This window comes from Phycisphaerae bacterium, from assembly GCA_024102815.1.
Taxonomy (GTDB): domain Bacteria; phylum Planctomycetota; class Phycisphaerae; order UBA1845; family UBA1845; genus JAGFJJ01.
Window position 1 is genome coordinate 110,283 of record JAGFJJ010000014.1, and the last position, 26,399, is coordinate 136,681.

Genomic DNA, 26,399 nt, shown 5'->3' on the forward strand with positions numbered 1-26,399 from the left:
ACAGAAGGGAATCGCTACGGCGCCGACACGCCTCCCAATAAGGGGAGTCGCGATTGCCGCGCTACGTACTCACCAATACGGCGGAGCTCCTGAACGGTCGCAACCGACGAACCTGCGCCTAGTTGAATTTCCGTTCCACCGGCCAACCGCATCGTCAACCTGGCGTAGTCCAAATCGAATGCATGATTTGCTATGGGCGCGACATCATGGATTTCGACTCGTCGAACTTCACTGAAGGGGTGACACCTGAAAGTGAACAAGCTGTCTGAATAGCTGATGCCTCGGCTGTCGATGAATTGCCTCATATGCGCGCCGCCCAGCAGGGCCGCCAAGCCGATAAGCCCAGCGAAAATCAGTAAGGGGGGCATTGCACGTCGAATAGAGTAGCGAGTGCCAAAAGCAGATTGTTCGCTCCAGTAACGAATATACAGGTCGAACTTCATTCCAGCCATCCGGCGCACGAGCCGGATGGCGACAATATGAGCGAGTGCCATACCTCCAAAGAACCCCCCGCAAACGTAGAGCAATGCGGCTGAAGAGATTTCGTCGTAAACCGGCTCAACAGGTCGGCGAACGCCCATGTCAACCGCCAACGGGACCAGTGCTAAGATAACGCCGATGTGAAACCAAAGGACAAGAAACGCGATCGTGTACCGTTTCTCCATCCGTCGCCCCGTCGGAGCGACGACAGCGTATTCTTCAGGCGTGAGCCGGTCCTTCACGCGGATCGGAAAAAGCAAGTCAAGAATATGGGACTCAAGCATGACAGAGACGCCGACGGGCGGATCCGACGCAAGACCGCGTCGTTACGTACCCACCGCTATTTCGGCCGCTTCCCCGCGCGGCGGAGTTGCTCTTTGCGGGCCTCGTCGGCCATGTCCTGAAGCCGCTGCAACCAACGGAACTTGAGCTTCTTCGGCTTGCTGTTTGATTTGTCCTCGTTTTTCTTCGGGCCGTGGAGCGTGCCCGCCTCCTCCTGCTCCCGGATGTGCTTGCGGATCAGGTGCTGCTCGATGGTTCCGAAGATGGAACTGGCCATGATGTAGAGGTTGAGCCCGCTCGGCGCCTTGTAAAGGACGAGGCACATCATGATGCTCATCATCGGCCCCATCTTCTTCATCATGTCCTGTTGGGCGCGCTGCTGCTCCGTCATGTTCGGCGAGGGCTTGGCCTGGGGCATGAGCTTCTGGTTGGTGTACATGGCGATGCCCAGCAGGAACGGCAGCAGGTTGAACGCGTCGATGGCCCCGAAAATGGGCAGGTGAATCGGGCTGCTGAAACGAATCAGGGCGTCCGGCGCGGTCAGATCATGGATCCAGGTGAAGTGCAGCGGCTCGTGCCGCATGGCGATGTTGTTGCTCAGGCTGAGGTAGAGCGCGATCCAGATGGGCATCTGCAGGAACATCGGCAGGCAGGTGAGCATCTGCCCGGCCGGGTTGATGTTCAGCTTCATCATCTCCTGCTGCATGCGGGCCTTGTCGTTGGCGTACTTTTTCTTGATCTCCTCCATCTTGGGGGCCAGTTCCTGCATGCGATGCTGCATGCGGACCATGTTCACCTGGCCCTTCTTGGTGATGGGGTGGAGCAGCGTCCGCACGATCAGCACGAGAATGATGATCGCCAGACCATAGTCGCGCACGGCGAAGTGCAGGCCATCCAGCAACCAGATCATCAGTTCCACGAGCCAGTTGAACGTACACCAGCCGAAGCCCTGTGAGATCTGGAAGTAATAATCGCGGGCGTTGTAGCGGGGCACGTCGCGGAAGCCGCGCGGCTGCTTGCCGCCGATGTAGACCTCTGACGCGAACGTAAACGTGCTGCCGGGTTCCACGCGCTGAGGGGCAACCGCGAGTCGGAAGGTGACGTCGTCCGTCGTCTCCTTGTCGCCGTCGAGGTCGATCGCCGAGGAAGCCGCGATCCGGTCCGAAGGTTTCGAGGTACCGGGCGTCACGGGCGCTACCGTCAGCGTGAAGTACTGGTTGTCGCTGGCCACCCAGGAAAGCCGGGTGTTCACGGCCGGATCGGGCGAATAGAGGGGAAGCTGGCGGCTTTCCTGGCGAACCACGCTCGCGTCCTGCACGCGTTTGCCGGAGATCGTCCCGTCGCCCATCTCGATGCCAACGTCCACAAAGCGGTCATCGCGCCGCGGGTCGGTCTTGCGCACGCCGACGCCGCCGATTTCCACGATCTGAAAGTCGTGGGGCTTACCGGAGAGATTCTCCACCGTGGCGTTGACGTAGAGATCGCGGCGAAGGCTCTTTCGCGTTTGTCGGGGAAGCCGGAATTCGCGGCGGACCCGGGCGACCGGTCCACTCTCCGACACGATGTCGATCCAGAATTCCGCCTTTTCGCCCTCGAGAGTCTCGCCGTCGGGCATCTGCTCGCTGAACGGTTGCGGGGGCTGGGCATGCCAGCGCTTGTTTCCCAGATCGACATCGACACCGTCGATGTTCAGCCGCTCCACGGCCAGTGACCGCCAGGTCCGCCCGTCTTCGTGCTCCACGGGAGAGAGAAGCTGATAGCGTCCGTGCCCGGGGAGGGCCTCGGCATGGTCCGTCAGAAACGCGTCGGCAATAGAGGCCCCGATATTGCTCAGCTCGAGGCGCATGCGGTAGGGCTCGTCGCCGGGATTGAATTCCGCCGATTCAACCACACCCGCGCCCAGCGGAACGGTCAACGCTTCTTCCGCCTCGACCGCCGAATAAGGCGAAGCCTGCGGCGGCGGAGCGCTGCCGGGCGGCGGAGGCGGCAATTGCCCCGTTTCCTGCACCGGTTGCGTCGCGGCCGTTCCGGATTCCCGCGGAATGAGTGTCGCGGCGTTCTCATTCGGAACGGGCGTGGCCGGCGGTCCCAGCAGGACGCGTCCCAGGGACATGATTCCGAAGAAGACCGCCGCAGCGATCAGCAGATTGCGTAGCGTGTCGTTTTTTTCCATGAATCCGGCCGAAGGTCAGGCAGCCGCAGCATGCGGGAACGTTCAACCCGGTCAGCATCCCAGCCGAGGATTCGGCTGGGGCATGACCGCTATTTTCCTTCGAACAGGCGCGACCCGAGGTAATCATCAAGATCCGGCGTATCGTAGATCTTCCGCGCGGATTTCTCGATGTCATATTCCAGGCGCACGAACTCGACCGTCGAGCAATACTCGTCGTCATCCACGTCCGGAGGATCGTAATCTTCCGGGGCTTCCCCCTTCTCGTACACCACGATGTAACAAAGCCGCGGGTCCCGGTCTCGTGGCTGACCGATGCTCCCAACATTGATGATGGCCTTTTCGTCCGACGTAATGGAATAGATGTTGGTGTAGGTCAGGTCGCCGGGCGAATCGAAACAGGGATCGTCAAGGAACACGCCGGGGACGTGCGTGTGGCCGACCATGCACGCCATATGGTTCGGTCCCAGCTTCTTAAAGCTGTCGAGAATCTTGCTGGGATTGGTGTAACAATCGTCGGCAAACAGGTATTCGTTAATGGGGCGGCGCGGCGATGCATGCACCAACAGCAGCCCCTTGGTCTCGTGCATCATGGGGAGGCGCCCCAGGGCCGCCCACCGTCGATTACGCTTGGCTCGATCGGGCTCTTCCTCCAGCGTCTGCCGGGTCCAGTAGGCCGCCCGCTCCGCGCCCACGTGAAAGTTCAGCGGTTCGTAAAAAACCGCCTGGTCGTGGTTACCGCAGAGCACGACCTCGCAGCGATCGATGGCGAGATCGAGGCATTCCCGCGGACTTGCACCGTACCCCACTACGTCCCCAAGACAGAAAATCTGCTTGATCCCGCGGCGCTCAATATCAGCCAAGGCGACCTCGAGCGCTTCGAGATTGCCGTGAATGTCGGAAATGACCGCGAACATTACGTGGAAACAGACGCCGCCTGCGTATCGGGCCTTCACTCGAGCCGAGAATTCCTCCGAGCCCGACGAATGTAGGAGGCCCAAAGGGGCCCGTCAATCCCAGCATTCCTCCAACCGCCCCGAACCGCTATGATCCGATCGCCATGGGTTCGCAGCCGAAAGAGGCCGACTTCATACTCGCCATCGAAACGTCCAGCGCTTACGGGAGCGTGTGTCTCGGTCGCGGCGGCGAAGTTCTCGAATCGCGCGTATTCAGCGGCGCCCGCCGCCACGCCGTCGAGTTCCTGCCGACGATCGACGATCTCGCCCGGAGTTTCGACGTGCGTCCCAGCCAGTTGGCGGGTGTCGCCGTCTCCGTCGGGCCCGGCAGCTTTACGGGCCTGCGGATCGGCGTGACGGCGGCACGGGCGTTTTCTCTGGCCCTGGGCAGCCGACTGGTCGCCGTCCCCACGCTCGAGGTCATCGCCCAGAACGCGGGCCTCGCACCGACCCCGCCGCTCCATGCCGGGGTGATGCTCGACGCAAAGCGGGGCCATGTCTACGCGGCGACGTTCCGCCGCACCGAGTCATCGTACGTCACAGACACGGAACCGCGCGAGTGGAATCCTCGCGAATTTCTCGAATCGCTCCCGGCCGATGCTGCCGTTCTCGGCGAGGGCATTGCCTATCACCGCGATCCGGTCGACGAATCGAATGTGCGCGTTCTCCCGGAGGAACTCTGGCCCGCCCGCGCCGAGACGCTCTATCGACTCGCCTACGAGCGCTTCCAGCGCGGTGACGTGGTCGGCCGCAGAGATCTCATTCCCCTCTATATTCGCCCGCCGGAGGCGGAAGAGAAATGGCTCCTGCGCCACGGCTCCGACGGATAAGCTCCGGCCGCTCCCACCGGGAAACCCGCAAAAGCGACAAGGGCCCGGCGCACCGAACTCCGGCCGCCGAGCCCTTGCGTTATGTTCCGGCGGCGCCGCATGGCACGGCGCCCGAGTTCACTTACGATCCGATCGAGAATGAATAGACGAGACCGGCGCCGAAGTTCGGCGTGGAATCCTCGTCGTCCAGGCCGATCTGAACCGACATGCCCAGCTTGTGCATCTCGGCCATTGCCCACTCCCAGCCGAGCTCAAGCAGGTTGCTGCCGGCCGAACCGTTCAGCTTGCCGCTGTCCCAGGAGTAGTCGGCAACCCAGCGAAGCGAGCCGTCGTCGCCCAGAGGCCCATCGAGACCGATGATGCCGCCGTACTGGAAGTCACGGAAGCCATCATAACGATAGCCGTTCCAGTTCCACCAGTTGGTCCAATTGTTGTTGTTCCAGCGACGGGAATTGATGCTCTCGTCATTGTCACCGTTAACCGTCTTCGCCCACGCGTTGAAGTGCGAGCGAATGCCGCTGTCATACTCGTTCGTGAGGACGAGGCGAAGCTCGCCATCGACGCCGCTCGAGCCGTCGCCAGTGGGAATACGGGCTGTACCGCTCAATGCGAGGGCCGGCCAGTAGCCTTCCTGATTCATCAGCCGCCAGAGGACGCCGACGTTCGTGTCGTAGTTACCGTCCCGGAGACCGCCGGCATCGCCACCGTCACCGAGCCACACCGGAACCTGAACCGAGAGCTCCATATTCTCATAGAAGCCCCAGTAAAGGGCGGGCGTGACGATGTGATCGTCATCCGAGTCGCCCAGATTGGCCGGGAAACCCGAGGTAACCCACTGATAGCCCAACCGCAGATCCAATTGGCCGGTGGGAACCGGCGTCGCATCCTCAAACAACCAGAGGTTCGACAGGAGGTCCGGGCATTCCGACGTCATCGTCTTCGTCTCAGACGTCATCGTCGTCTTTTCCGACTCCTGAGCGACCGCGATCCCACACCACGCCAGCGCTAGAACCAAAGCCACACCACGCTTCATTGCGCATTCTCCGTTTACGCGACACAACTGCTTGTAGGTTGACGAGATACGGAACAGATTCCGCCGCGGGCCGCGCCGCCCGCTTTGTTCCCTGTTTCCGACCGTAGTGTATACGCCGCTTCTTCGGCGCCAAGAACGAAATCGCGGAAATTGCGTTCGGAAACGCCGATTCCGGGCGCAATCCCCGCATTTCCACGCTGCGAACATAGTCGGCATTCAAGGCGCTCGTCCATGAGCGATTTCGAGCCGGAGCCAAGCAAGCTCCTATAATACAATCACTTAGGACCAAAAACTACCCGGGCGCTTCATCTCCGCGCGCTTTAACACGGGAGTTACCTGCGGCTTTGAGCCACCGAAGGCGCGGAAAGAAACCGGACAGGGCGGACCACTTCCTGGACATAGCCCGAGAGTCGATCCTCCACCGACACCTTGAGGACATGCTCTCCCTCCGGAAGGTTAGCCGGAAATGTCACGCGTTGGGCGATGAAGAAGTCCGTTCGCTTGCCACGGCAAAGATCGACGATTTCAGGCTCCTCGCGTTCCCAGAGCGACTTCCCATCCGCGCTCAACAACTCCAGCCGGGTCCATACCACCGAGCGGTACTGCCCGTCTTCGGTCCGTTCCGAGTGCAGGTTTCGCACCTCGATGTACACGATGGTCTGTACGGGTTGATAGGTAACGAATTCCGACTCGGCCATTTCCTCGTAGACGCCGTAGGTCAACACTTTTCGACAAAGAACAACGCCGCTGATTCTCGGCGCGGCGCGGTCGGCCAACGTCAGTCGCAATTCCTCCACACGATCCAGCGCCTCGTCACCCGAATCAGATGTTCTGGCCAGAAGTCCGCCGATCGATTGCCCAAGGCGCAGGTAACCTCGCAGAACAGCTTGTTCCACGGGCGAGAATTCAGCACCCACCGCGCCCATTTCAATCGGGCGATCGGCAGCCAGTTGCACGAGCCGCAAGGCCCATTCATCCCGGGCGCCGCGCTCGCTTTCCGGCTCGCGCTCCATTGATTCCGCCAAGCCGTCCAGCGTCGGCGCACGGCACGACGATTCGACGGCGACCCTGCGATTGGACTCCGCCTCAGACGGGGATTTACCCGGCGCCGCGGCCGGCTCAACATCCGGTTGACGCACGTGCAGCGAAAGGAGTCGCGGCGGAACGAGATGTCGAGCAGCGCGTCCCTGATCTTCCAGAACCATCTGCACATTGGCACGGGCGGTAAGATCGGCATCAGCGTGCGGCAAAGCGCTCGCTGTCCTTGGAGGATCCTCGAGAACGTCGGGGTCAACGCGGTCGGAACCAGCCGGATGCCCGGTTCGCTCTGTTTCTATTGCTGGTTCGGTCCGTTTTGCAGACGTGACCGCGAGGTCGCTTTCGGATGATGCGCTGACCGGCGACTTCATCGCTGGTTGCGGTTCCTCGGCGAGTTCCTTCGTACGTGCGAGGAATTCTGCAACGGCCGACAGCGTCTGATCCGCCGGCTCGGCTCTTGCCTGTTCGTCGGGCAAATTGATCCGGCCCGCCGGCGCATCGGCCGACGTAGCTTTTTCTTCGCCGCCGAGCGTCCAGGAGCGTGAGCCGCCGGTGTTGCAATGCGAGGCAACGAGAAGCAGCGCCACTCCGCACAACATCGCCTGCTTCGGCCGCAATAAGGACAATCTGGCTTCCGTCACGGAAGACTCCCTTCTTCCCGCCTGAGCGAACACACCATCGACGATGCCACCAGCGCTTTACGCTGATGAGACGGCCGCGACCGGTCGGCTGTGCCGAACAATGAACCGCTCCACCGCCGTCTCCACCGTCGCCGCACCGGTCTTAACCAATTCGTCCACCTCCAGGAGGTCGCGCTGTTGATCCTCCAGATCGCGCGTGGAGATTCTCTTGAACCGCCGGGCGAGCACATCCGGCGGCGTAAAGAGCCCCCGGGCGAGCGACTCGATCGATGTACCGGAATCCCATTGGCGCCGCGCGTCCAGCAGGCGTCGAACGCTCCAGGCCAGGCCCGCCACCGCACGAACCGGAGCGGCCCGGTCGGTCGCAAGAACCTGCTCCCAGTGCCACAGCGCCGCCTCCACGTCGCCCGAGGCCATGGCATCTGTCACGGCGAACACGCGCTCTTCGCGGTGACGGCCTGTCAGAGAGCGGATGTCCTCGGCTGTGATTTCGGCGCGGTCACCCACAAACGTCGCCAGCTTGCTCAACTCGGTGTCAAGCAATCCGAGCTCGTCCCCGGCATACTCCCTCAGGGCGGCCGCCGCCGCTGACGCCATCCGCTTGCCGTGGATCGCCGACGCCCGCCGCGCAATCCAGTCGACTACGCCGCGCCCCTTGGGCGTCTCGCAGGGGATCAATTTCCCGTTTTCCGCGATCGCCTTGTGCAGGCGCGTCGTACGCGGAAGCGTGCGGCAAAGGAAGACCAGCACGCCGCTGTCGCAGGGATTCTGACAGTAACGCTCCAGCGCCGCACGGTGCATGCTGATGAACGGGTCAGCATCATCCACCACGGCCACGCGGCGACCGCCCAACAGCGACATCGTCCGGACTTCGTCCAGAACTTCGGCAAGGCCGGCTTCGGCACCATCGAATACCGTCGCTCCGGAGCCGTCCGAGGCGGAATCCAGGCGTTCAAGAAGCGCCGTCAGCGCCTCCCTCACGAGAAAACGCTCCGCGCCGACGATGGCGTACACGGGATGAACTTCGCCGTCCTTTACCATAGTTTCTGCCAAGCCGCCGCGCCGAGTTGCGGCGATGTGCCACTTTCGCGACGCGATCCCCGCGATCATTCGACCGTCAGGGTGTGGCTGCGATACCGGGCCCGGAATCGCCCGTCGATTCGCCCTGCCGCGGCGTTCCGGCCGCATTGTCCATCAGCGCCAGGCGCCGCCGCGCCTGCTCGACGGTCTCCCGAGCCTGGGGATTGATTCGGGCCGCCCGATCGTAGCAATCCCGCGCCAGAACCTCATCGCCCTGGTAGATGGCCACGTCCCCGAGATTCAACCAGACCTCGGCATCGCGGGGGTCGTTGCGCAGAACGGCGCGTAGTCGCTGCGCTGCGCTTTGGTAATTGCCCTGCTTTCCCAGTACGCGGGCCGAACCCTGCAACGCCGAACGCGATTTCGGGTCCTGCATCAGGGCAATGTCAAACGCCGAAAGGGCCCGTTCCTCCTCGCCGATCTGGAACAGCAGGTTACCAAGCTCGGCGAAGGCCTCGGTATTGAACGGATCGAGCTCCACCGCACGGCGAAGCTTGGCGACGCCCTGACGATAGTCGCCACGATCGCGGTCGACCAGCCCCTCCGCGAAGAGCCGGGCCGCTCGCTCCCGCGCCGCGGCGGGGATTTCCGCAGGGCGTTTTTCGGTTATGGGGTCGGGCACCCCGGATCCCCGCGTCAGCCAAGCGATATCCGTTGCACGTACCCGCGGAACCTCCATCCGCTTCATCTCGCTGACGATACGATTCCCGCCAAGATCCGTGGCCGCAACGCGAATCTCCAGAGGACCTTCAAAACCGTCGGGAACCAGCCAGTCGTACTGCCCGGTATTCGCCAGCGGGTCAGGCGTCAGCACCGACCAGTCCTGGGTTCCCTGGGAGCGAAAGTGCAACTCGATCGGGCGCGGGGGGAAAAAAGCGTCGATGGCGGTCCAGCGAATGCGAATGACGCGGCGGCCAAGCGATTCGGCCTCCTGCAAGGGATGAAGCTGCACAACCGGAGGCGTCGCATCAACCAGAATGCGCTGCTGCGGCGCGGTTCCAGCCTCGGGTTGTGGCGCGGAATCGCCGGCCGCGTTGGAGAGTACAACGTAAAGACCGATACGCCCCTCTCGTGGAGCTTCGACCGAGGCTGGAGACTGCCGGTCCTCGTCGGCCACCAGGAAGCTCCAGGTGGCGCCATCATCGACGGTGTACCAGATTCGCACGCCGGTAAGCGGCAGTGCATCCTCATTCGAGACGTACTCCAGGTCGAATTGTCTCGAGCGAAGGGCTTGGGAATCGCCGAACGCCGACCCTCCGACCAAGAGGCCCAAAAGAGCCGCGAATCGGGCAGATTGACCGAGAAATGCTGAATTCAGCCGCCACATGCACGAACCTCCGCGCGCAAACCGCCGGCAGCGCCGCTCGAACCGAAGGCGCGTCCCGCACCTTCCAGCGCACTTCCTGCGCATGGTGGCTGTATCGGCGCGGACGCTTTCCCCGCTCCAAACATTTGCCGCGCAAGAAGGATTGGGCCTATCACCTGAAACGCAAAAAAAATCAAACATGCTTTAATCCGGCCGGGGGAGGATGAACAGTGGATCCGCAAGATACTGGGTAGAATGGCGCGGTTGGATAAGCCCAACGCGACAATCGACTCGGAAAACCGCATTCTTTGATGCGTCAGGGCCGTTTCAGCCGACTAATCTACTTTGCCGGAGACTTGGTGCGGTGATAGACTCCCGGTCCGAACAGGGCGGGACCGATCCCCGAATGAACGGGCATACCTTTCTTTGGAGAGGCGTTGGCATGGAAGAATACGAACGTCTACGGGAACTGGTCGAGGCGGCGGCAGAAGACGTGCGCAAGGCGACCGGTGGCAACAAAGCGGCCGGCACCCGCGTCCGCAAGTCGATGCAGGACATCAAGCAGGCCGCCCAGGAAGTGCGCAAGAAAATCCTCGAAGTGCGCTCCGAATCAAACGTCTGACCCTCCCCGCGAGCGGCGACAGGATCACCGCAGGCCGGAGCGTGACCGGGCGCGTGCGCCCGGCGCGCGGGTCTGGCGGTTTGCGCTGCGGCGCGGGCAGCATTCCCGCCGTAGCCTGGACAGGGACGGCCGACAGTCTCGGTATTGCGTCCGACGCGATGAGGAGTGTTAATCGTCATGCCCCCTCCCCTGCTCTTCGAGCTGGACGACGTGGACCTGAACAGCGTCCAGATTACGCGAGAGCAGATCTACGCCCGCCTGCCCCACCGTTATGAATTCATGCTCCTCGACGGGGCCTGCTACATTGACCCGGAAGGCCGGCGTGTGGTCGCGTTTCACGATTGCGGCGACGACCCGTGGTGGGCAAAGGGGCACGTTCCCGGACGGCCGCTCATGCCCGGCGTGCTGATGCTGGAAATCGCCGCGCAAACGGCCGCGTTCGCCTCGCAGTGGACGCAGCCGGACAGCACATTCATGGCTTTCGGGGGGATCGATCAGTGCAAGTTCCGGGAGGCGGCATTCCCGGGAGATCGTCTTTATGTCCTGGCGGAGGCCATGGAGAAGCGTCCCCGGAAGTTCGTTTCCCGCACCCAGGGCATCAAGGAAGGCCGGGTGGTCTTCGAGGCGACGATCACGGGACTGGTGATGCGCTAGGGGCGGCGTTACAGAACCATCACTGGGGCCGACGCATGGGGCGAGTGGTTACGATTGTCATTATCGCGGCCTCCATCGCGATTTCTCTGGTTGCGACAGAAGCGTCTGGAACAACGTTCGAAGTGGGCGACGGCATGCCCTATGCGACGATCGGCGCGGTTCCCTGGGAATCGGTGTCCGCTGGTGATGTGGTGTTGATTCACTGGCGGTCCTCGCCCTATCGCGAGAAGTGGGTCATCGGGCGCGCCGGTACGGCGAACGAGCCCATTGTCGTCAGCGGGGTCGCCGGGCCCAACGGCGCGCTGCCCATCATTGACGGCGAGAACGCCACGACCCGACTGGCGCTCGACTACTGGAACGAACCCCGCTCCGTGATCAAAGTCGGCGGCTCGTCGATCCCATCCAACACGCTTCCCCAATACGTGGTCATTGAGAACCTCGACATTCGAGGGGCCCGCCCACCGAACGCCTTCACCGATGACGCCGGCGGCGTCCAAAACTACGCGGCGAATGCGGCCGCGATTCACGTTGAGCGCGGTGAGCACATCACAATTCGCAATTGCATTCTGCGTGACAGCGGGAATGGGCTGTTCGTTTCCTCGAGCGATGAGGAAGCGGCGTCGGACATCCTGATCGACGGCAATTACATCCACGGCAACGGCAACGTCGGCAGCATTTATGAGCACAACGTGTACGTTGCCGGGATCGGCATGGTCTTCCAGTACAATCGATTCGGCTCGTTGCAGGACGGCGCGGGCGGCAACAACCTCAAGGACCGTTCGGCCGGTCTGGTCATTCGGTATAATTGGATTGAGGGTGGCAACCGTCAACTGGACCTGGTTGACGGAGAGGACAGCGCACTGATCCGATCGGACCCGGGCTACACGAGCACGTTCGTTTATGGAAACATCCTGATCGAGCCGGCCGGAGAAGGAAACAAGCAGATTGTCCACTACGGCGGCGACAGCGGAACCACGAGCGCCTATCGAAACGGCACGCTGTATTTCTATCACAACACGGTCGTTTCGCTTCGGACGGACAGCACGACGTTGTTTCGCCTTTCGACTAATGACAACCACTGCGACGCCCGCAACAACATCTTCTTCGTGACGACGGCGGGGAGCGGACTGGCAGCGCTCGACAGCGACGGCGTGCTCGATCTCAGCCACAACTGGCTCAAGCCCGGATGGGTGGACAGTTTCGGCGGACTCGGGGGCATGATCCACGACGACGGAACGTCCATTGAAACGAACGAGCCCGGGTTTGCGGATTTCGCGGGACAGGATTTCACGCTGGCAGCAGATTCCGATTGCATCGACGGCGCCGCACCGCTCTCGCCCGGGGCGCTTCCCGACCACCGGGTCGAGCGCCAGTATGTCAAACATCAATCGGGCCGTGACCGAGAACAAGCGGGCAGCGCGAGTGATCTCGGGGCGTATGAGGCAAACGGTCCCGCGGCGGTTCCGACAATTCCCCGGTGTGGCGTCGGGATGCTGTCGACGCTCATCCTGGCCGGCGGCATGGCCCTGGCAGGCCGCGCTGCCCGAGCGCGGCACTCGGGTGCGGAAACTCCTGATGATCGAAACCACTAATCCAACGGCAGTTGATCCCACGCCGGCGATTGCTCGGTATCGCGCTTGCCACGTCCACACGGCCTTGCTTGGCCGGATAGAAACGCATGCTCCCGCGCCAGGAGCGCTCCCTGCGCCGCGCATTGACCGCATTGCTCAGGCCATCCAAGATTGCGTGAAGTCCTAGGGAGATCCTCTTGGCAACGAACTCCTCGGCAACGGGCGAGCGCCCCGCTCGACGGCTCACCGGCCCGGTTCGCGTCGCACTGGCGTGGATCGGGGTCGTGCTCGTGGGGGCGATACTCCTGCGCTTTCCGGGCGCGGCGGCGGGCGAACCGCTGGCCTGGATCGATGCGCTGTTCACCTCGACCTCGGCGCTGTGCGTGACCGGCCTGACCACGGTGACCATCAGCGAGCAGCTCTCGACGTTCGGGCAGACCGTCGTGCTCGTACTTATACAAATGGGCGGACTGGGCATCACGACGCTCTCCACGTTCCTGCTGCTCGCCGCAGGGCGCGCAACGATGTCGCACGTTCTTGCGGCAAAGGACACGCTTGCGGCGGTGCGCGTGAACCCCCTTCGCCTCCTGTTCTGGGTGCTGTTCTCGACGGTGCTGATTGAGGCGGTCGGCACGATATTCCTCAAGTGGCATCTGGGAGCGTCGTCGACGTGGTGGAATGCGATATTCCACAGCGTTTCCGCGTTCTGCAATGCGGGCTTTTCCCTCTTTCCGGACAGCCTCGAACGATTCCAGAGCGATGTCGGCGTCAACTTCACCATCACCTCTCTGATTATTCTCGGCGGCCTGGGGTTCATCGCGATCTACCAGTTACTCGTCTGGGCGGCGATGCTGATACGTCGACGCAGAAACCGGCTGCCGCTTCACGCCCGGACGGTGCTTTCGGCGAACGTCGCACTGTGGGCACTGGGAATCCTGCTTTTCATGGGATTTGAGTGGAACGGCGTGATGTACGGCACGAGCCGGGGCACAGGGCTGCTGGCGTCGTGGTTTCAATCGGTAACGACGCGAACCGCGGGGTTCAATACGCTGGATTTCGGGCTCATGCGCGAGCCGACCTTGTTTTTCACGATGTTCCTGATGCTCATCGGAGGCGCGTCCGGCGGTTGCGCCGGTGGAATCAAGGTCACGACGATGGCGGTGGTGCTTGCCTCGGTACGTGCGCGACTCCGTGGAACGGAGACCGTGGCGCTGTTCCGCCGCACGATACCGGTCGCGGTTGTCCGCCGATCTTTCCTTATCCTGATTCTCAGCCTTATTTTCCTGACCCTGGTCGTGGCAGGCCTGCTGATCTCCGAGGAACAGCGGCCGGTCGGCGACATCCGCGGCGACCGATTCATGCTTCTGGCGTTCGAGGCGGTCTCCGCCTTCGGTACGGTAGGCCTCAGCACGGGAATCACGGCAGGGTTGTCGGTTTCCGGAAAACTGCTGATCATCGTCTGCATGCTGGTTGGCAGGCTCGGGCCACTGGCTGTCGCCCTTGCCGTCATTCGGCCGAAGAAACCGCCGTTGTACGAATTCCCGGAAGAGGAACTGGCCATCGGATAATCGACATGCAGAACTACGCCATTATCGGCTTGGGGCAATTCGGGAAGTGCATCCTGGAGAGCCTCCTGAAACGCAAGTGTGACGTCGTTGTCATCGACCATGACGACAAGAAGGTGCAGTGGGCAAGCGAGCTGTCGTCCAATGTCGTCAAGGCAGACGCACTGAATCCCGGCGTGATCACGGAGCTGTTTCCCAAGGGACTCCACTGCGCGATCATCGACCTCGGCGAGCACTGGGAGCCGAGCATTCTCGTCACCAACCGTCTCCAGAAGCTGAAGGTGCCCAACATCGTCGTGCAGGCGCTGAGCCCGGCCCATGCCGAGATTCTCCAGATGGTCGGGGCCACGAAGGTGATCTTCCCGGAGCGGGAAGCGGCGGAACGTCTGGCCGGTCTCCTGCTGGGACGTGGAATGCTGGATTATTTCCCGGTGAGCGACGATTTCTCGGTGGTCGAGCGGCCCGTTCCCCCGAACTGGGTCGGCAAGAAGCTCACCGAGATGGACCTTCGCCGCAAACGGGAGGTCCATGTGGTCGGTTTCCGGAGATCGTCCGTGGGAAACGACCGCTGGTACCTGCCGGACGTGGAGCGGCCTTTCGAATCGCAGGACATCGTACTGCTCGCCGGCGCGACGGCGACGCTGAACGCCCTGCCGACACGATGACCGCGGCAAGCGTGGGTGGATGGCCCGTGTGAACCGACTCAGCTAAAGGGTTTGACGGTTGCCGTTCTGGTTGTCGCCGCCGTCGGGGCGAATGGGCCGGCCGCAGTGCGGACAGGTGGCCGCAAGCAGTCGGGCCCAGCGTTGCGCCAACACGTGCTCGCGGCGCTGCAGCTCGTCATTACGGCGCGCGACGTCGCCTTCACGGCGAACGAGGTCGGTCTGCTGCTGGAGGGCCTTGTCCCTTTCGGACTGAATCTCGGCGAGTTTCTTGGCGAGTTCCCGCTCCCGCTCCGTAATCTGCTCGTGGTAGCGGGTCAGATCGTGAAGCTGTCCCCGCAGGGCGGCGTCCTTGGCTTCGAGCTCCGCCTCTCGGACTTCCAAGCCGGCGCTTTGCTTGCTGATCCGCGTGGCATCCTCGCGAAGCTGCTCCTGCCACTGGTTGAGCCGCTCCCACGAGTTGGAGATGTTCTTCTGCAACTTGAGGAGCTCGCCCTCGATGTACTCGAGGGTCGGCTGAGCGTCGCCGGCAGCCGTCTCCGCCTCTTCCGTCAACCTGACCACGTCATTTCTCGAAGGCGGCAGCGGAATCGACGGGATGGAGGGTATCGAAGGCGCGGCACTTACCGGAACCGTTCTGGACTCCGCCGCTTCGCCTGCGGCGCTCTCCCTCGCAGCGTCATCCCAACTGGGCACGCCGACCATTTCGAAGCTCAGCGTGCACGGCCCGATGCCCACGCGGTCTCCGGGTCGAAGTGCCGCGATGCTGCACGTGCCTCCATTGAGCGTCATTCCCGACTTGCTGCCCAATTCGAAAACGGCCGGACCGTCCAAAAAACGGAAGATGATCAGATGCCGCCGCACGACTTCGTCGTGGTCAATTCGAATGGTGGACCGTTCGTGCCGGCCAACCAGTACGACGGCGTCATCAACCTCCCACTTCGTGTCGGTGTGGTCCAATCGGACAACGAGAGGCTTTGCGAATTTCGTCGGTTCGGAGTAGGTAAGGCCGCAACCGGAGTCATCGGACTCGTTCTCGGGCACGCGGATGGCGATCTGGATGCTGGTGCCACCCACGGTGAGAATGTCGCCGTCCTTGAGCAGGGTGAGGTTAGCCGGTTGCTTGTTGCACAACGTCCCGCTGGAGGTCCAGAGATCTTTGAGGAGCACTTCCCGCCCGGTATTGACGATGACACAGTGCGCGTTGCTGACGTCCTGATCGTGAAGGACGATGTGCGCCGGGCGCTTCGAACCGATGACCGTAACCGGTCGTCGCAGGTTCCAGGTTTTTTGCCCGGCCGAGCCCACGCCAGCGGTCAGTCGGACCGATGGAGCGGAGGCGGGCAGTTCAATGTCCACGCGATCAAGCTGGGCGGTGTTATCGATCATCTCGGCAGCCCCCCATTGGCGTCCCGACTATTGCGGGCACGCCGACCATGCCGTTCGCCGGAAAGACCGGAAAGTCCGGCGTGTGCCGTTCCACCGCCGGCCGGCGGAACGGGTTGATGTCGGCATAAGGAGGTGACGTTCGCCGACACTCGTTCGAATTCCGTTGGATTCCGCCACACTCGCTCATGGCGCGAGGCAATGCCGCCGAGGCGGGAAATCCTCGCGCTTGTGGAATCTGGGCAGTATGGGGTATTAACACACTTTTGAACGTACGATGTTTCTCGCGAGGCAGGCAAACTTCGCCGAGGATTCTCCGAGACCGCTATCGGACATCGGTGTGCGAGGGCCTCTGGGATCGGATCCGATCGGACCCGTCGGATCAGGATCGAGAGAATCTCAGTTACGGGACGTCTGCGACAGATGCGTTTCGCCAAGTTAGGCTGCCGCTCTGGGAGCCATCGCGAAAACCAATACAGGACACTTTTGAGGACGTTGCCTTGCTCATCGTATTGACCAACGACGACGGATATGAAGCCCCCGGTCTGCACGCCGCGTACGAGGCCGCGCGCCGCCTTGGTGAGGTGCGTGTGGTGGCGCCGCGATCCGAGCGTTCCGCATGCAGCCACACGATCACCCTGCGCCGGCCGATCGCCGTGGAACGCCTGCGGCACGATCATTACGGGGAGATGTACGCGGTGGACGGTACGCCGGCCGACTGCGTGCGGCTGGCGTTTGCCGAGTTGATCGGCGAGGAGATCGACCTGGTGCTATCGGGGGTCAATCGCGGAGCCAACGCGGGCGTGGACGTTTACTACTCGGGAACCGTGGCCGGTGCTCGCGAAGCGGCCATCCTCCGCATTCCGGCGATCGCCGTCTCGCAGGCGGTACGGGAGGACGTGGACATCGACTGGCACCGCGCCCGGGAGGTTACCAAGGAGCTGCTTCCGGGGCTGCTGGAAGAACAGTTGCCGGCCGCGGGATTCTGGAACATCAACATGCCGAGCCCGATTCCCGAGACGTGGCAGGAGCGCGTCCGCCGTGTTCCCGTTGCGGGACACGCCATGCCCATGAAGTTCAATCGCCGCGAGCACAAAGAGGGAAGTCTGCTGGAATTCACGTATGGCGCCTCATACTGGCTTCGCGAGGAGCGCGGCCCGAGCGACTACACGACGATTCGCGATGGCGAGATTGCGGTAAGCGCCGTCCCGCTGATGGGACGGTTTGGATGCCCGGGGGACGGTCCGGTCGAGTAGCGCCTTGTCGGTCAGTTATCCTCGGCGGTGCCCTTGGCCCCGATCTTGTAGGCCGTGAAGATAGCCAAACCGAAAAAGAGCAGGTCGATCGGCTGGAACATCGACTGGAAGAACGCGCTGAACAATCCGACGGCGGCGGCGGTAACTTGGCCACCGGATTCCTGTTCCATCTGCTCTCGCCAGATTTCACCGCTATCGATCTTGTGAGCGAGTGTCAGGCGCTCTTCCGGGCCCAACGAATCGGCGCGGCGCACCCCTGCTTGGTAGACCTCAGCCCACTCTTCATCCGTCAGTTCGTCGTTCTCGTCATCGTCGTCTTCCCAGCGCGGCTCAAGCCGCTCCGACGACTCCACTCGGGCGAAGTGATACGCGACCAGCGAGTGAACATACTGCTCGTCGTTCCAACGATGCTCCTTCTCCCAGGCATCCAACGCGGCAATCTCGCGGTCGAGCGTCGCGTCGTCCACGTCGGCCAGTTTCGATTCTTCTTCCTCGTAGTATTCGTCGCGCGTGTCCGATTCGGGGGGAAGACCGGCCTGGTTGGCACGCTGCCCTGCGCGATGCAAAGCCAGATGTCCGATCTTTCCGTCGCGCTCATCCTTGCGCTCGATTTCTCGCAGGAACGCTACTCGCTCTTCGTGCGACTTTTCCTGACACTCGGCCGTACCTTTCTCGACCCACTCGGCCCAGATCTTGCTACGCTGCTCCACGGGCGCCGAGAAATCGAACCGATCGGTGTCTTCCCTCAGTTCCTTGCTAGCGAGTTCTGTGATACATGCCGCGCGTATGTACTCCTCGTCATTCCATTTGCCACTTGCCTCCCAGGCTTCCATCTCCCTGATTCTGGTGTCGAGCTCGGCTTCAGCAAGACTCCCCAACTCCAGGACCTGCTTCTTATAGGTTTCCGCCCAACTTCGGTCCAACGGCATGGCCAACGCCAAGGTCGCTGATTTTTGTGCCTGGAAGGATGCCAGTCTCGATCGCTTCGCTCCAGTCTCACCCTCCAGCGCTTTCCCTCCGGCGTTCTCGTCTCGGAGCTCCTGGATCATTTCGCGGACCTTGCCGTCAGACATCGCCTGCGCCCTGATCTCCATCTGCGGATAAAGTTCGTCGTAGCGTTTGTCCCATTCTTCGTCATCGTATACGCCCTCTTCTTCCAGTCGCTGCTGCGTCAGTCGGTCGGCGACCACGAGGCGCTGAATCTTGATGTCATCGGTGTTTCCGGTCAGTGACGCGTAAACGATCAAACCGAAGATCAGTGCCTTCGCCAGAACGATGCCTCCCGTTGACATCGCCGCCGCAATGAGACCGCCGATGGGACTCTCCTTGCCCCAACCCTTCAGCATCCCCAAGCCGCATGCCAGACCGACCGCCCAGGCCAGCAGTCCGAACTCCGACAAAGTTGCCTTGGCGATAGTGAACCAGATTAACGCCGAGACCAGCGCGGCAACGCCGGACAATGTCACCCCAAGGGCAAATCGCCCTCGCTCAGACATCGCCTTGGCCACCTTGACCTGTCGTGCGGAAGCGGCGCGGACCGTCTTGCCGGTTGCGCTGTTATACCCGCAGTTCATGCAGGCCTTGGCACCGGGGGCGAGTGCCTGGCCGCACTTCACGCACAGCGCAGCGGGAGTAGAACCGCCGACGGCCGGAGCCTGCCTCTCCATCTGGGCAAGATCGTCGAGCAGCGAATCGGCGTCGCTTCCGCTCGACGCTTCCACGGAGGCGGGGGCCGCGGGCTTCGGCTTGGGGGGCAGCTTGACGTTGGCATTCAGCGATGGAGCCTGGGCCATTTCACCGGCCTGAATAGTGAAAACGACGCCGCACTTGGGGCACTTGGCTTTCTTCCCCACGGCACTCGTGGGCACGCGGAATCGGGCACCACATGCGCACGAGGTATCCATTCGGTCGGTTGGCGCAGCAGACATGTTGAGGCCTCCGAATTCTTAGCAGTTTGAATCGGAAGGCATCCTAACAATTGGCATACCACAAGGTCAATGCGAAATATAGTCCTTCTCTTCGATGCGGCGCCGGTTCCAGCGCCCATTGGGGGAGTTGGCGTAACTACTGAGGCGTATGCTGTTCCGGAGACTATGACACGCCTTTCGGTACATCGGCGCGACCGGCGGACAGCCGAAGGAGTTGCGATTCCCTCAGTCACCCCACCAGCGGTCCATTGACCGCCACTTCAGAACCCATCAATACCCGGAGAAAGGGTAATGCGCCGGCTAATCGGGGAACGACAGCGCGTCGGCGGCCGCAGGATGTGAAATCTGGGCAATCTGCTGGGCGCGGGCAAGCTCCGGCAGGAGCCAGCGATGGGCTTCCCTGGAAGACTGGGCCATCCGAATCGGACGGGCCGGCACCCCGACCACCGTGGACATCGGCGCGACATCCTCCACAACGACCGCGCCGGCGCCGATGATCGCCTCATAGCCCACCCGGACGCTCTGAATCACCGTCGCCCCGATTCCTACGAATGCGCCGGACTCCACGGTTACGCGGCCGGCAAGTCGAGCTCCGGGGCAGATGTGCGTGGCCGTGCCAATGAGCGATTCGTGATCGACGATGCAGCCCGTGTTGAGAATGGCGGAGTCGCCGATCTGGCAGTGCGCGCAGACCAGTGCGCCGGCTGCGACAACGATGTTACGTCCCAGGCTGACGTTGCGGGCGAGGTTGGCTGACGGATGAATGGCGTTGATCAGCGTGAGCCCCAGGCTCTCGGCACGATCGGCCAGTTCGCGGCGAGCGCCGTTGTCGCCGATGGCAACGATGGCGCACTCGAGGCCGTGGTTCTCGCGGAGATGGTCAAGCTGATCGGGTCGGCCGAGAACGGGCAACCCGTCGATGCGCCGCCCCTCCAGGCGCGGATTGGAATCCACGAAGCCGACGACTTCGAACGTCCCCATGTTGGCGAGGATGTCGAGCACAACGCGTCCGTGGCCGCCGGCACCGAATATGACGCACCGGGGCTTGCTCGATGCCTGGACGGTCGGACCTGTTGCTGAATTGGACATTGAACGTTTCGGCAATGCCGGGATCGTCACGTTCCGAAATCAGGCGCCCGGCGATCGCCCGACTCAGCGATTGCTCAATCTTGTATATCGGTCCGAGGCCGACCAGGCTCGATAGAGATCGGCAAATTCTGCCGATGGCAGGTAGAGGAGGCCCGGCCGACCGGCAGAGTCCAGATGACGCCCGGAGCGTTCTCCCAAGACAGGGCCTGCCCCGACTCGACGGGCTTGAGGGCGATGTCGATGAACGAGTGGGCAGACCGGCTCGGGAGGGTGTTCCCCGACGCCGGGCGCGCGTTTCCCTTTTGACCGGCCCGCGGCGCGTCCTATACTTGTTTGGCAGATTCCGGGGCCTCAAAGAGATCCAACCTCTTTCGTTCCATGGATTTGAGTCAATCCTCCACCGATCCTGAACCGCGCGTTCGCCTGATTACCTGGCCGTTCGTGACGGCCGTTGTCATGCTGGGAGTCGGGGCGATCCTCGCCGGACCGGTAACGAGCTATCTGCGCGTCTCGCTGGTGAAAAAGCCCATTCCGCTTCGTGCGCCGCTGGCTTCGCTGGACGAAACCGCGCTCTTTCCGTACCGCGTGGTCCGGCGGGAACGCCTCGAGCCGACCATGATCGAGGAGTTGGGCACGGACGAGTACATCTACTGGGTACTGGAGGACACCAGTGTCGACCCGGCCAGCCCACTTCGCGTTGTGACGCTCTTCGTGACCTATTACACGGGCGGAAGCGATCTGGTACCGCACACGCCGGACGCCTGTTACCTGGGCTTCGGCTACCAGCCTGCGCAAGCCCACGAGAACAAGGAAATCGTCCTTCCCGATGGGCTGGCGGGAGAATCGGTGGTTCCCGTTCGGATCCTCACGTTCGTCAAAACGGCCGTTCACGGCGGAGAGCAGGTTTCCGTCGTGTACACGTTCCGTTGCAACGGCGAATATGTGGCCACTCGAGAGGGCGTGCGCCGGCGGGTCAACAACCCGCTGATCGAACACGCGTACTTCAGCAAGGTGGAGTTCAGTTTTCCGGCGGCGACGCGCGAGCAGCATCTGCTCAACGGCGGCAAGCTCCTGGAGCGGGTCCTGGGCGTTCTCGAGCGCGACCACTGGCCGATCTGGAACGAGTCGGAAAAACCCACCGCCGTCGAGGAAAAGAAACAAGCAGGGTAGGGTCCAGCAGCCCGAACTGCATGGATGAAGTCGTCATGAGCACGAAGCGTATCAACAAGTGGGCTGTTCTGGTTCTGACGCTGATCGTCTTCGGCGCATTGATGGTCACGGGTCTGATCATCATTCGCGAACTCAGCCGGCGTGATCCGGCGCATTTCGTGGCGCTGGCCGACGAAGCGGCGGACCACGGGCAGTGGCGCCAGGCGGGCGACTGGTACCTCCGGGCCCGGAAGGTGAGCGGCGACGCGGTGTACCTGCTGCCGCTGGGCGAGATGCGACTGAACGAGGGAAGCGTGGCGGAAGCCGTCGGGGCCTGGCAGGAAGCACTGGTCGAACGACCGGAGCTTGTCGAGGCACATCGCAAACTGCTGGATCTGCGTCTGGGGCTTGCTGATCTTTACGAGAACCTGGGCGACTGGCGGGAGGTCGCCCGCAGCGCAGCGGCCTTGCTCGACCTGGGAGAACGTCTGACCGACGCCGACCGGGCGTTTGCCGAGAATGCCCGCGGAAAGGCGCTGGTCAAGCTGGCGGGAGACGACCCGCGGAATACCGAGCTCGGATTGGCTGCGTTGACGGGCGCCGTGGAGCTCGCGCCGAAAAACGTCGAGTACGCGTCCGATCTGGCGGAGGCCATGATCGACGCCGGTCAACGAGACGAAGGTCTTGCGTTGCTCAAAAAGCGGATTGAACGGGCCGGCGAAGGCGAGGACGCTGCCCGAGCCGAGCTCGCTTATGCCCAGGCCTTGGCCACACCGCCCGGCGATGAGGAAACGCAGGACCGGGCACGCGCCCGCCGCCAGGAAGCGGTCGCGGCCTTCCGCCGGGCGCTCGAAGAAGCGGGAATTGACAGGGAGCTCCGCGCCGAGATCCTCACCGGGCAGGGTCGATTTCTCGTTCGCCAGTGGTCGCGATCGCGCCGCGGCAACACGGGACTGGGCTCGGCGGAAGAGCTGTTTCCCCAAGCGGAAAAGGCACTGCAGGAGGCGATCGCGGTCGCCCCGGAGCAGTACGGCGCTTATGTGCAACTCGCCCAGTTGTATCGTGCATCGCAGCGTCCGGCCGACGTGGTCAAGACCTGTGACGCGCGCTTGTCACTAGGTCTGGATCGACAGGGGCTCGAGGGCGCCCGAAACCGGGTGGCCACATTCAGCCTGCTGATCCTGGCATCGCAAGCCAGCGTCGATCTGGCCATCGATGCCATCACGGACAATCGTCCGGAGGATCGCCAGGCGTGGCTCGCTCGCGCCCGTGACTATGTCGATCGGGCGAGCGGTGAGTTCCCCAACCACCCCCGGGCGATCAGCCAACGTGGGCGAATTCTCCTGACGGAAGGAAATGACCGGGCGGCACTGGCGGACCTCCGCGAAGCCGACCAGCGCTACACCGCGGCCGGTCAGATGGACTGGGAAAACAAGATTATTCTGGCCCGGCTTCACCTTCGCCTTCGTGAACCCGGCGCAGCGAGAGACGTTCTCGAAGACGTCATGCCCATGGCCCGGGCACAGGGCGAATCGGGAACGATGCTCCTGTACGCGCGCAGCCTGATCGAGAGCAACGACATCGACAACCCGGAATTGACCTCCGTACTCTCCGAGGTGCTGCTGGCCGATCCGCAAAACACGGAAGCGCGTTCCCTCCAGGCGGCGCTGTTGGAGCGCCAGGGGCGTGTGGCACAGGCGATGGAGGTCTCGGGCGAGGGGCCTCAGGCCGTGTTGCTCAAGGCCAAGGATCTCGCGCTCCAGGGGAAACCGGACGAAGCCATCGAAACGCTTCTGGAAGGTACGCAAACCTACCCGACGAACGTTCAGTTGCTCTCCGTCGCGGCGTCCGAGTTGCTCGCCCGCAATCGCGGTAATGAAGCATCCGCTCTCGTGAAGAAGGCGCTGGAAGCCGCCCCGGACGATCGAACCTTGCAGCGTCTGGCCGTCGCCGTGCGGCAGGACCTGACGGACGAGCAGCGCCGGGATGCGTTCGTGGCACTTCTTCAAGAAGAGCCCGACGCGTTTCTGCGGGCATGGGGCCTGGGCGACGTGTACGCTCGAGCCGGCGAAAAGCAGAAGGCGCTGGAGGCGCTGCGCACGGCTCGTGAACACCTGCTCGCCAAGGACACGCCTTCGGCACAATTGGCTACGACGGCCCACCTGCGGGCGCTCTTGTTTTCGGAGGTGCGCCTGGCTCAGGAGATCGGCAACGACGAGGCGGCCAAGGAGGCCATCAAGGTCGCGAAAGAGACCAACGCGGACGGCGCCGAGGGACAGACACTCCTGGGGCTCTATTACATGCTGCGCAGCGAGAATGATCGCGCTATCGTGGCATTCACGGAAGCCCTGCGGTCGCAGAAAACCGATGTGGACGCCCTCACGAACCTGGGGATCTGCTACCAGCGGACCGGCCAGACCGATCGGGCACGCGATTATTTCGAACAGGCCGTGTCGGTGAATCCGCAGGCCGCCATTGCCCACAAAGCGCTGGCCGCGCTGGCCAAGAGCGCCGGCGACGACGAGGCATTCCGCAGGCATCTCGAGATGTGCGCCCGCCTGATGCCCGGCGATCCCTGGGTGCGCGAGGAGCTGCTCCTCCAACAGGAGGACAAGAACCCCAAGGCTGCCATCGCCCAGCGCGAAGCGCGCCTGGCCGATAAGCCCGACGACATCGCCAATATCGCGCGGCTCGCTTCGCTGCACGAGTCCGCGGGGCAGATCGATGAGGCGGCGAAGTACTACGATCGCCTTTTGTCATTGCGACCGGAAGATCGCAACGTCGTGATCGCCGCGGCAAAATTCTACCGCCGCGTGAATCGGCCCGACCGCGCCCTCGAAGTATCCCGGGCGTTCGTCGACCGGCAAACCGACCCGTCCGAACGGGCCAACGCCATGGTGCTTGTCGCTGCGCACCACCTTGGCGAGGGTGATGCCACCCAAGCCGAATCGGTCCTTCTGGCAGCGGCGGAGACGAAGCGAACATTCGAGGTCTGCCGCAGTCTGGGTGATCTGTATATGCGCGCTCTGGATCGCCCCGCCGAAGCTCTCAAATGGCTGGATCGGGCGGTGGAAATTGGGCGCGCGGAAGCCAATCCGGGGTTGAAAGACGTGCTTGCGGTGCGGATCGGATGCGTGCTATCCGGCGGTGAGAACCTGGAAAAGGCGCAGGAGTACGTCGATCAATATCGGCAGTCCTATCCGGATGATCCGCGCGGGATGCTCTGGCTGGCTGAGGTGGCATCCCGTCAGGGCCGCGCCGGCGAGGCGCTGACGGCCATTTCGAGTTTCATCGAAGCCAGGCCGCGCGATCCCTACGCCCACTATCTTCGTGCCAGCCTCTACGAGATGCGCGGGCGGGCGCCGGCGGCGATTGATGATCTCGAGGCGCTGAAGCTCATTGATCCCACGGCCTTCGGGCTCGCACCGCGACTCCGCCTTGCGGACCTCTACCGCCAGACGGGACGGGAAACCGAATGGCTGGGAGAACTGGAATCAACGGCGAGCGAGCCTGGCGATCACCCGAAGGTTACCGAAGCCTTGATCCGTGCCTACTTACAGGTGGGCCGCGTGGCGGATGCGGAACGACTCGTGACCGCGGAGATCAACCGCGCTGGGACCGCTGCTTCAGGAAGTTGGTACTTTCTTCGCAGCGCCGTCGCCCTCCGGCGAGGCCAGATCGACCGGGCGATTTCCGACGCGCGCACGGCCGCAGAGCGAAACAATTACGCGCCGGCAAGCCTCGTCCAGGCGGCGGACGTTTACCTGAGTTCAAGACGAAATGCCGAGGGTGCAGAGTGGCTCGCCGCCTTTGCCAAACGGGACGGCGCTTCTGCGGAAGTTCTGTCACGATGGGGAAGGCTGCTTGCCGGGGCCGGACGGAACGAGGACGCCGTGCGTGCCCTTCGCATGGCCATGGATCGCGCGGTGGGCGAATCCATGGACAGCGTTCGCGTTGTCACCGGTGACAGCATGCTGGCATTCGGCGATGCCGCCAGGGCCGCCGAGAAATTCAGTTCGGTCCCACCCTCCGCGGATCTGGACCGCGCCAATGACCACCTGCTGAGCCGGCTCCTGCATCTTGCGGGCCGCTATGAGGAAGCCGACGAGCGGCTCGAACGCCTTCTCGCCGAGACCACCGACGACCGCCGGCGTGGCCATCTGCTGGCTGAACGGGGTGACCTGTACCAGTCCGCTGACCGCTGGACCGATGCCGTCAAGGCGTACGAAGAAGCGCTTCAGTACCAGCCGGACAATTGGATTGTGCTCAACAATTTGGCCTACGTCCTCTCGGACCGCATGGGCGAGCATCAGCGTGCCGTTGACTATGCGGAACAGGCCGTGCGCATCAACCCCACCGCGGATACGCTCGACACACTGGGATGGGCGCGGGTGCAACTGGGGCAGTTCGACTCAGCCATCGTCACGCTTCGCCGGGCCTTGCATTTTGACGCCGGTCAGGCGGTCATTCACTTCCACCTTGGTGAGGCCCTTCGGCGCCAGGCGCGATTCCTCGAGGCACGGGAATCACTCGCCAGGGCCATGGATCTTGCCCGCGAAGACGATGACAAGGCGATGCAGGCACGGATCGAGGAGTCGCTGGCGCGCGTTGACCGGTCCGACAGCTCGTCCTAAGTATGTCCGTCGATCCGCCCCGGAAGGTACGTCACCGACGGCGCGGCGAACGGCGTCCCGCGGGCCA

The 26,399-nt window shown here is 62.9% G+C and carries 19 protein-coding genes; 9 read left to right on the plus strand and 10 right to left on the minus strand.

What is annotated here, in order from left to right:
- Nucleotides 1-14: 14 nt before the first annotated feature.
- From J5J06_04595 to J5J06_04605, 3 genes are all read right to left on the minus strand, one after another.
- Complete coding sequence (locus tag J5J06_04595; GenBank protein ID MCO6436349.1) at nt 15-764, minus strand: hypothetical protein; 750 nt, start codon at nt 762-764, stop codon at nt 15-17.
- 56 nt (nt 765-820) lie between these two features.
- On the minus strand, nt 821-2,935 hold the full coding sequence (gene yidC / locus J5J06_04600; protein ID MCO6436350.1) for a membrane protein insertase YidC: 2,115 nt from the start codon (nt 2,933-2,935) through the stop codon (nt 821-823).
- 89 nt (nt 2,936-3,024) lie between these two features.
- A complete protein-coding gene (locus J5J06_04605; protein MCO6436351.1) occupies nt 3,025-3,849 on the minus strand; it encodes a metallophosphoesterase in 825 nt (274 codons plus the stop codon).
- Between the two features lie 143 nt (nt 3,850-3,992).
- Here J5J06_04605 and tsaB point away from each other — a divergent pair, with 143 nt between their 5' ends.
- Nucleotides 3,993-4,718 (plus strand): tRNA (adenosine(37)-N6)-threonylcarbamoyltransferase complex dimerization subunit type 1 TsaB, encoded by a 726-nt coding sequence (gene tsaB / locus J5J06_04610; GenBank protein MCO6436352.1) that lies wholly within the window; start codon nt 3,993-3,995, stop codon nt 4,716-4,718.
- Between the two features lie 121 nt (nt 4,719-4,839).
- Here tsaB and J5J06_04615 read toward each other — a convergent pair whose 3' ends face one another.
- The 4 genes from J5J06_04615 to J5J06_04630 form a co-directional block, all read right to left on the minus strand.
- Nucleotides 4,840-5,751, minus strand: a complete 912-nt coding sequence (locus tag J5J06_04615) for a hypothetical protein (GenBank protein ID MCO6436353.1) — start codon at nt 5,749-5,751, stop codon at nt 4,840-4,842.
- Between the two features lie 332 nt (nt 5,752-6,083).
- Nucleotides 6,084-7,430: a hypothetical protein gene (locus tag J5J06_04620; GenBank protein ID MCO6436354.1), complete on the minus strand. Its 1,347-nt coding sequence runs from the start codon at nt 7,428-7,430 to the stop codon at nt 6,084-6,086.
- A 57-nt stretch (nt 7,431-7,487) separates the two neighbouring features.
- Nucleotides 7,488-8,483, minus strand: coding sequence for a DNA polymerase III subunit delta (gene holA, locus J5J06_04625; protein ID MCO6436355.1), 996 nt, complete (start codon nt 8,481-8,483; stop codon nt 7,488-7,490).
- A gap of 64 nt (nt 8,484-8,547) precedes the next feature.
- Entirely contained in the window at nt 8,548-9,837 is a 1,290-nt protein-coding gene (locus J5J06_04630) for a tetratricopeptide repeat protein (GenBank protein ID MCO6436356.1), read from the minus strand.
- Between the two features lie 421 nt (nt 9,838-10,258).
- Here J5J06_04630 and J5J06_04635 point away from each other — a divergent pair, with 421 nt between their 5' ends.
- The 5 genes from J5J06_04635 (at nt 10,259) to J5J06_04655 (ending at nt 14,893) form a co-directional block, all read left to right on the plus strand.
- The gene (locus J5J06_04635) at nt 10,259-10,438 is read left to right on the plus strand and encodes a histone H1 (GenBank protein MCO6436357.1); all 180 of its coding nucleotides are present in this window, start codon (nt 10,259-10,261) and stop codon (nt 10,436-10,438) included.
- Nucleotides 10,439-10,615: 177 nt separating this feature from the next.
- The gene (locus tag J5J06_04640; GenBank protein MCO6436358.1) at nt 10,616-11,092 is read left to right on the plus strand and encodes a beta-hydroxyacyl-ACP dehydratase; all 477 of its coding nucleotides are present in this window, start codon (nt 10,616-10,618) and stop codon (nt 11,090-11,092) included.
- A 35-nt stretch (nt 11,093-11,127) separates the two neighbouring features.
- On the plus strand, nt 11,128-12,684 hold the full coding sequence (locus J5J06_04645) for a polysaccharide-degrading enzyme (GenBank protein MCO6436359.1): 1,557 nt from the start codon (nt 11,128-11,130) through the stop codon (nt 12,682-12,684).
- A gap of 176 nt (nt 12,685-12,860) precedes the next feature.
- Nucleotides 12,861-14,231 carry a hypothetical protein gene (locus J5J06_04650; GenBank protein ID MCO6436360.1) on the plus strand — a complete coding sequence of 457 codons (1,371 nt, stop codon included), beginning with the start codon at nt 12,861-12,863 and terminating at the stop codon, nt 14,229-14,231.
- Nucleotides 14,232-14,236: 5 nt separating this feature from the next.
- Complete coding sequence (locus J5J06_04655; protein MCO6436361.1) at nt 14,237-14,893, plus strand: TrkA family potassium uptake protein; 657 nt, start codon at nt 14,237-14,239, stop codon at nt 14,891-14,893.
- A gap of 42 nt (nt 14,894-14,935) precedes the next feature.
- Here the strand turns inward: J5J06_04655 and J5J06_04660 are convergent, their stop codons facing one another.
- Nucleotides 14,936-16,279, minus strand: coding sequence for an FHA domain-containing protein (locus J5J06_04660; GenBank protein MCO6436362.1), 1,344 nt, complete (start codon nt 16,277-16,279; stop codon nt 14,936-14,938).
- Nucleotides 16,280-16,776: 497 nt separating this feature from the next.
- Between J5J06_04660 and surE the strand changes: the two genes are divergently transcribed.
- Complete coding sequence (surE, locus tag J5J06_04665) at nt 16,777-17,532, plus strand: 5'/3'-nucleotidase SurE (protein ID MCO6436363.1); 756 nt, start codon at nt 16,777-16,779, stop codon at nt 17,530-17,532.
- An 11-nt stretch (nt 17,533-17,543) separates the two neighbouring features.
- Here surE and J5J06_04670 read toward each other — a convergent pair whose 3' ends face one another.
- Complete coding sequence (locus tag J5J06_04670; protein ID MCO6436364.1) at nt 17,544-19,460, minus strand: hypothetical protein; 1,917 nt, start codon at nt 19,458-19,460, stop codon at nt 17,544-17,546.
- A gap of 300 nt (nt 19,461-19,760) precedes the next feature.
- Nucleotides 19,761-20,549, minus strand: a complete 789-nt coding sequence (locus J5J06_04675; GenBank protein MCO6436365.1) for an acetyltransferase — start codon at nt 20,547-20,549, stop codon at nt 19,761-19,763.
- Between the two features lie 384 nt (nt 20,550-20,933).
- Here J5J06_04675 and J5J06_04680 point away from each other — a divergent pair, with 384 nt between their 5' ends.
- Both J5J06_04680 and J5J06_04685 read left to right on the plus strand, forming a co-directional pair.
- A complete protein-coding gene (locus J5J06_04680; protein ID MCO6436366.1) occupies nt 20,934-21,719 on the plus strand; it encodes a hypothetical protein in 786 nt (261 codons plus the stop codon).
- Nucleotides 21,720-21,754: 35 nt separating this feature from the next.
- A complete protein-coding gene (locus J5J06_04685; protein MCO6436367.1) occupies nt 21,755-26,332 on the plus strand; it encodes a tetratricopeptide repeat protein in 4,578 nt (1,525 codons plus the stop codon).
- Nucleotides 26,333-26,399: the final 67 nt, after the last annotated feature.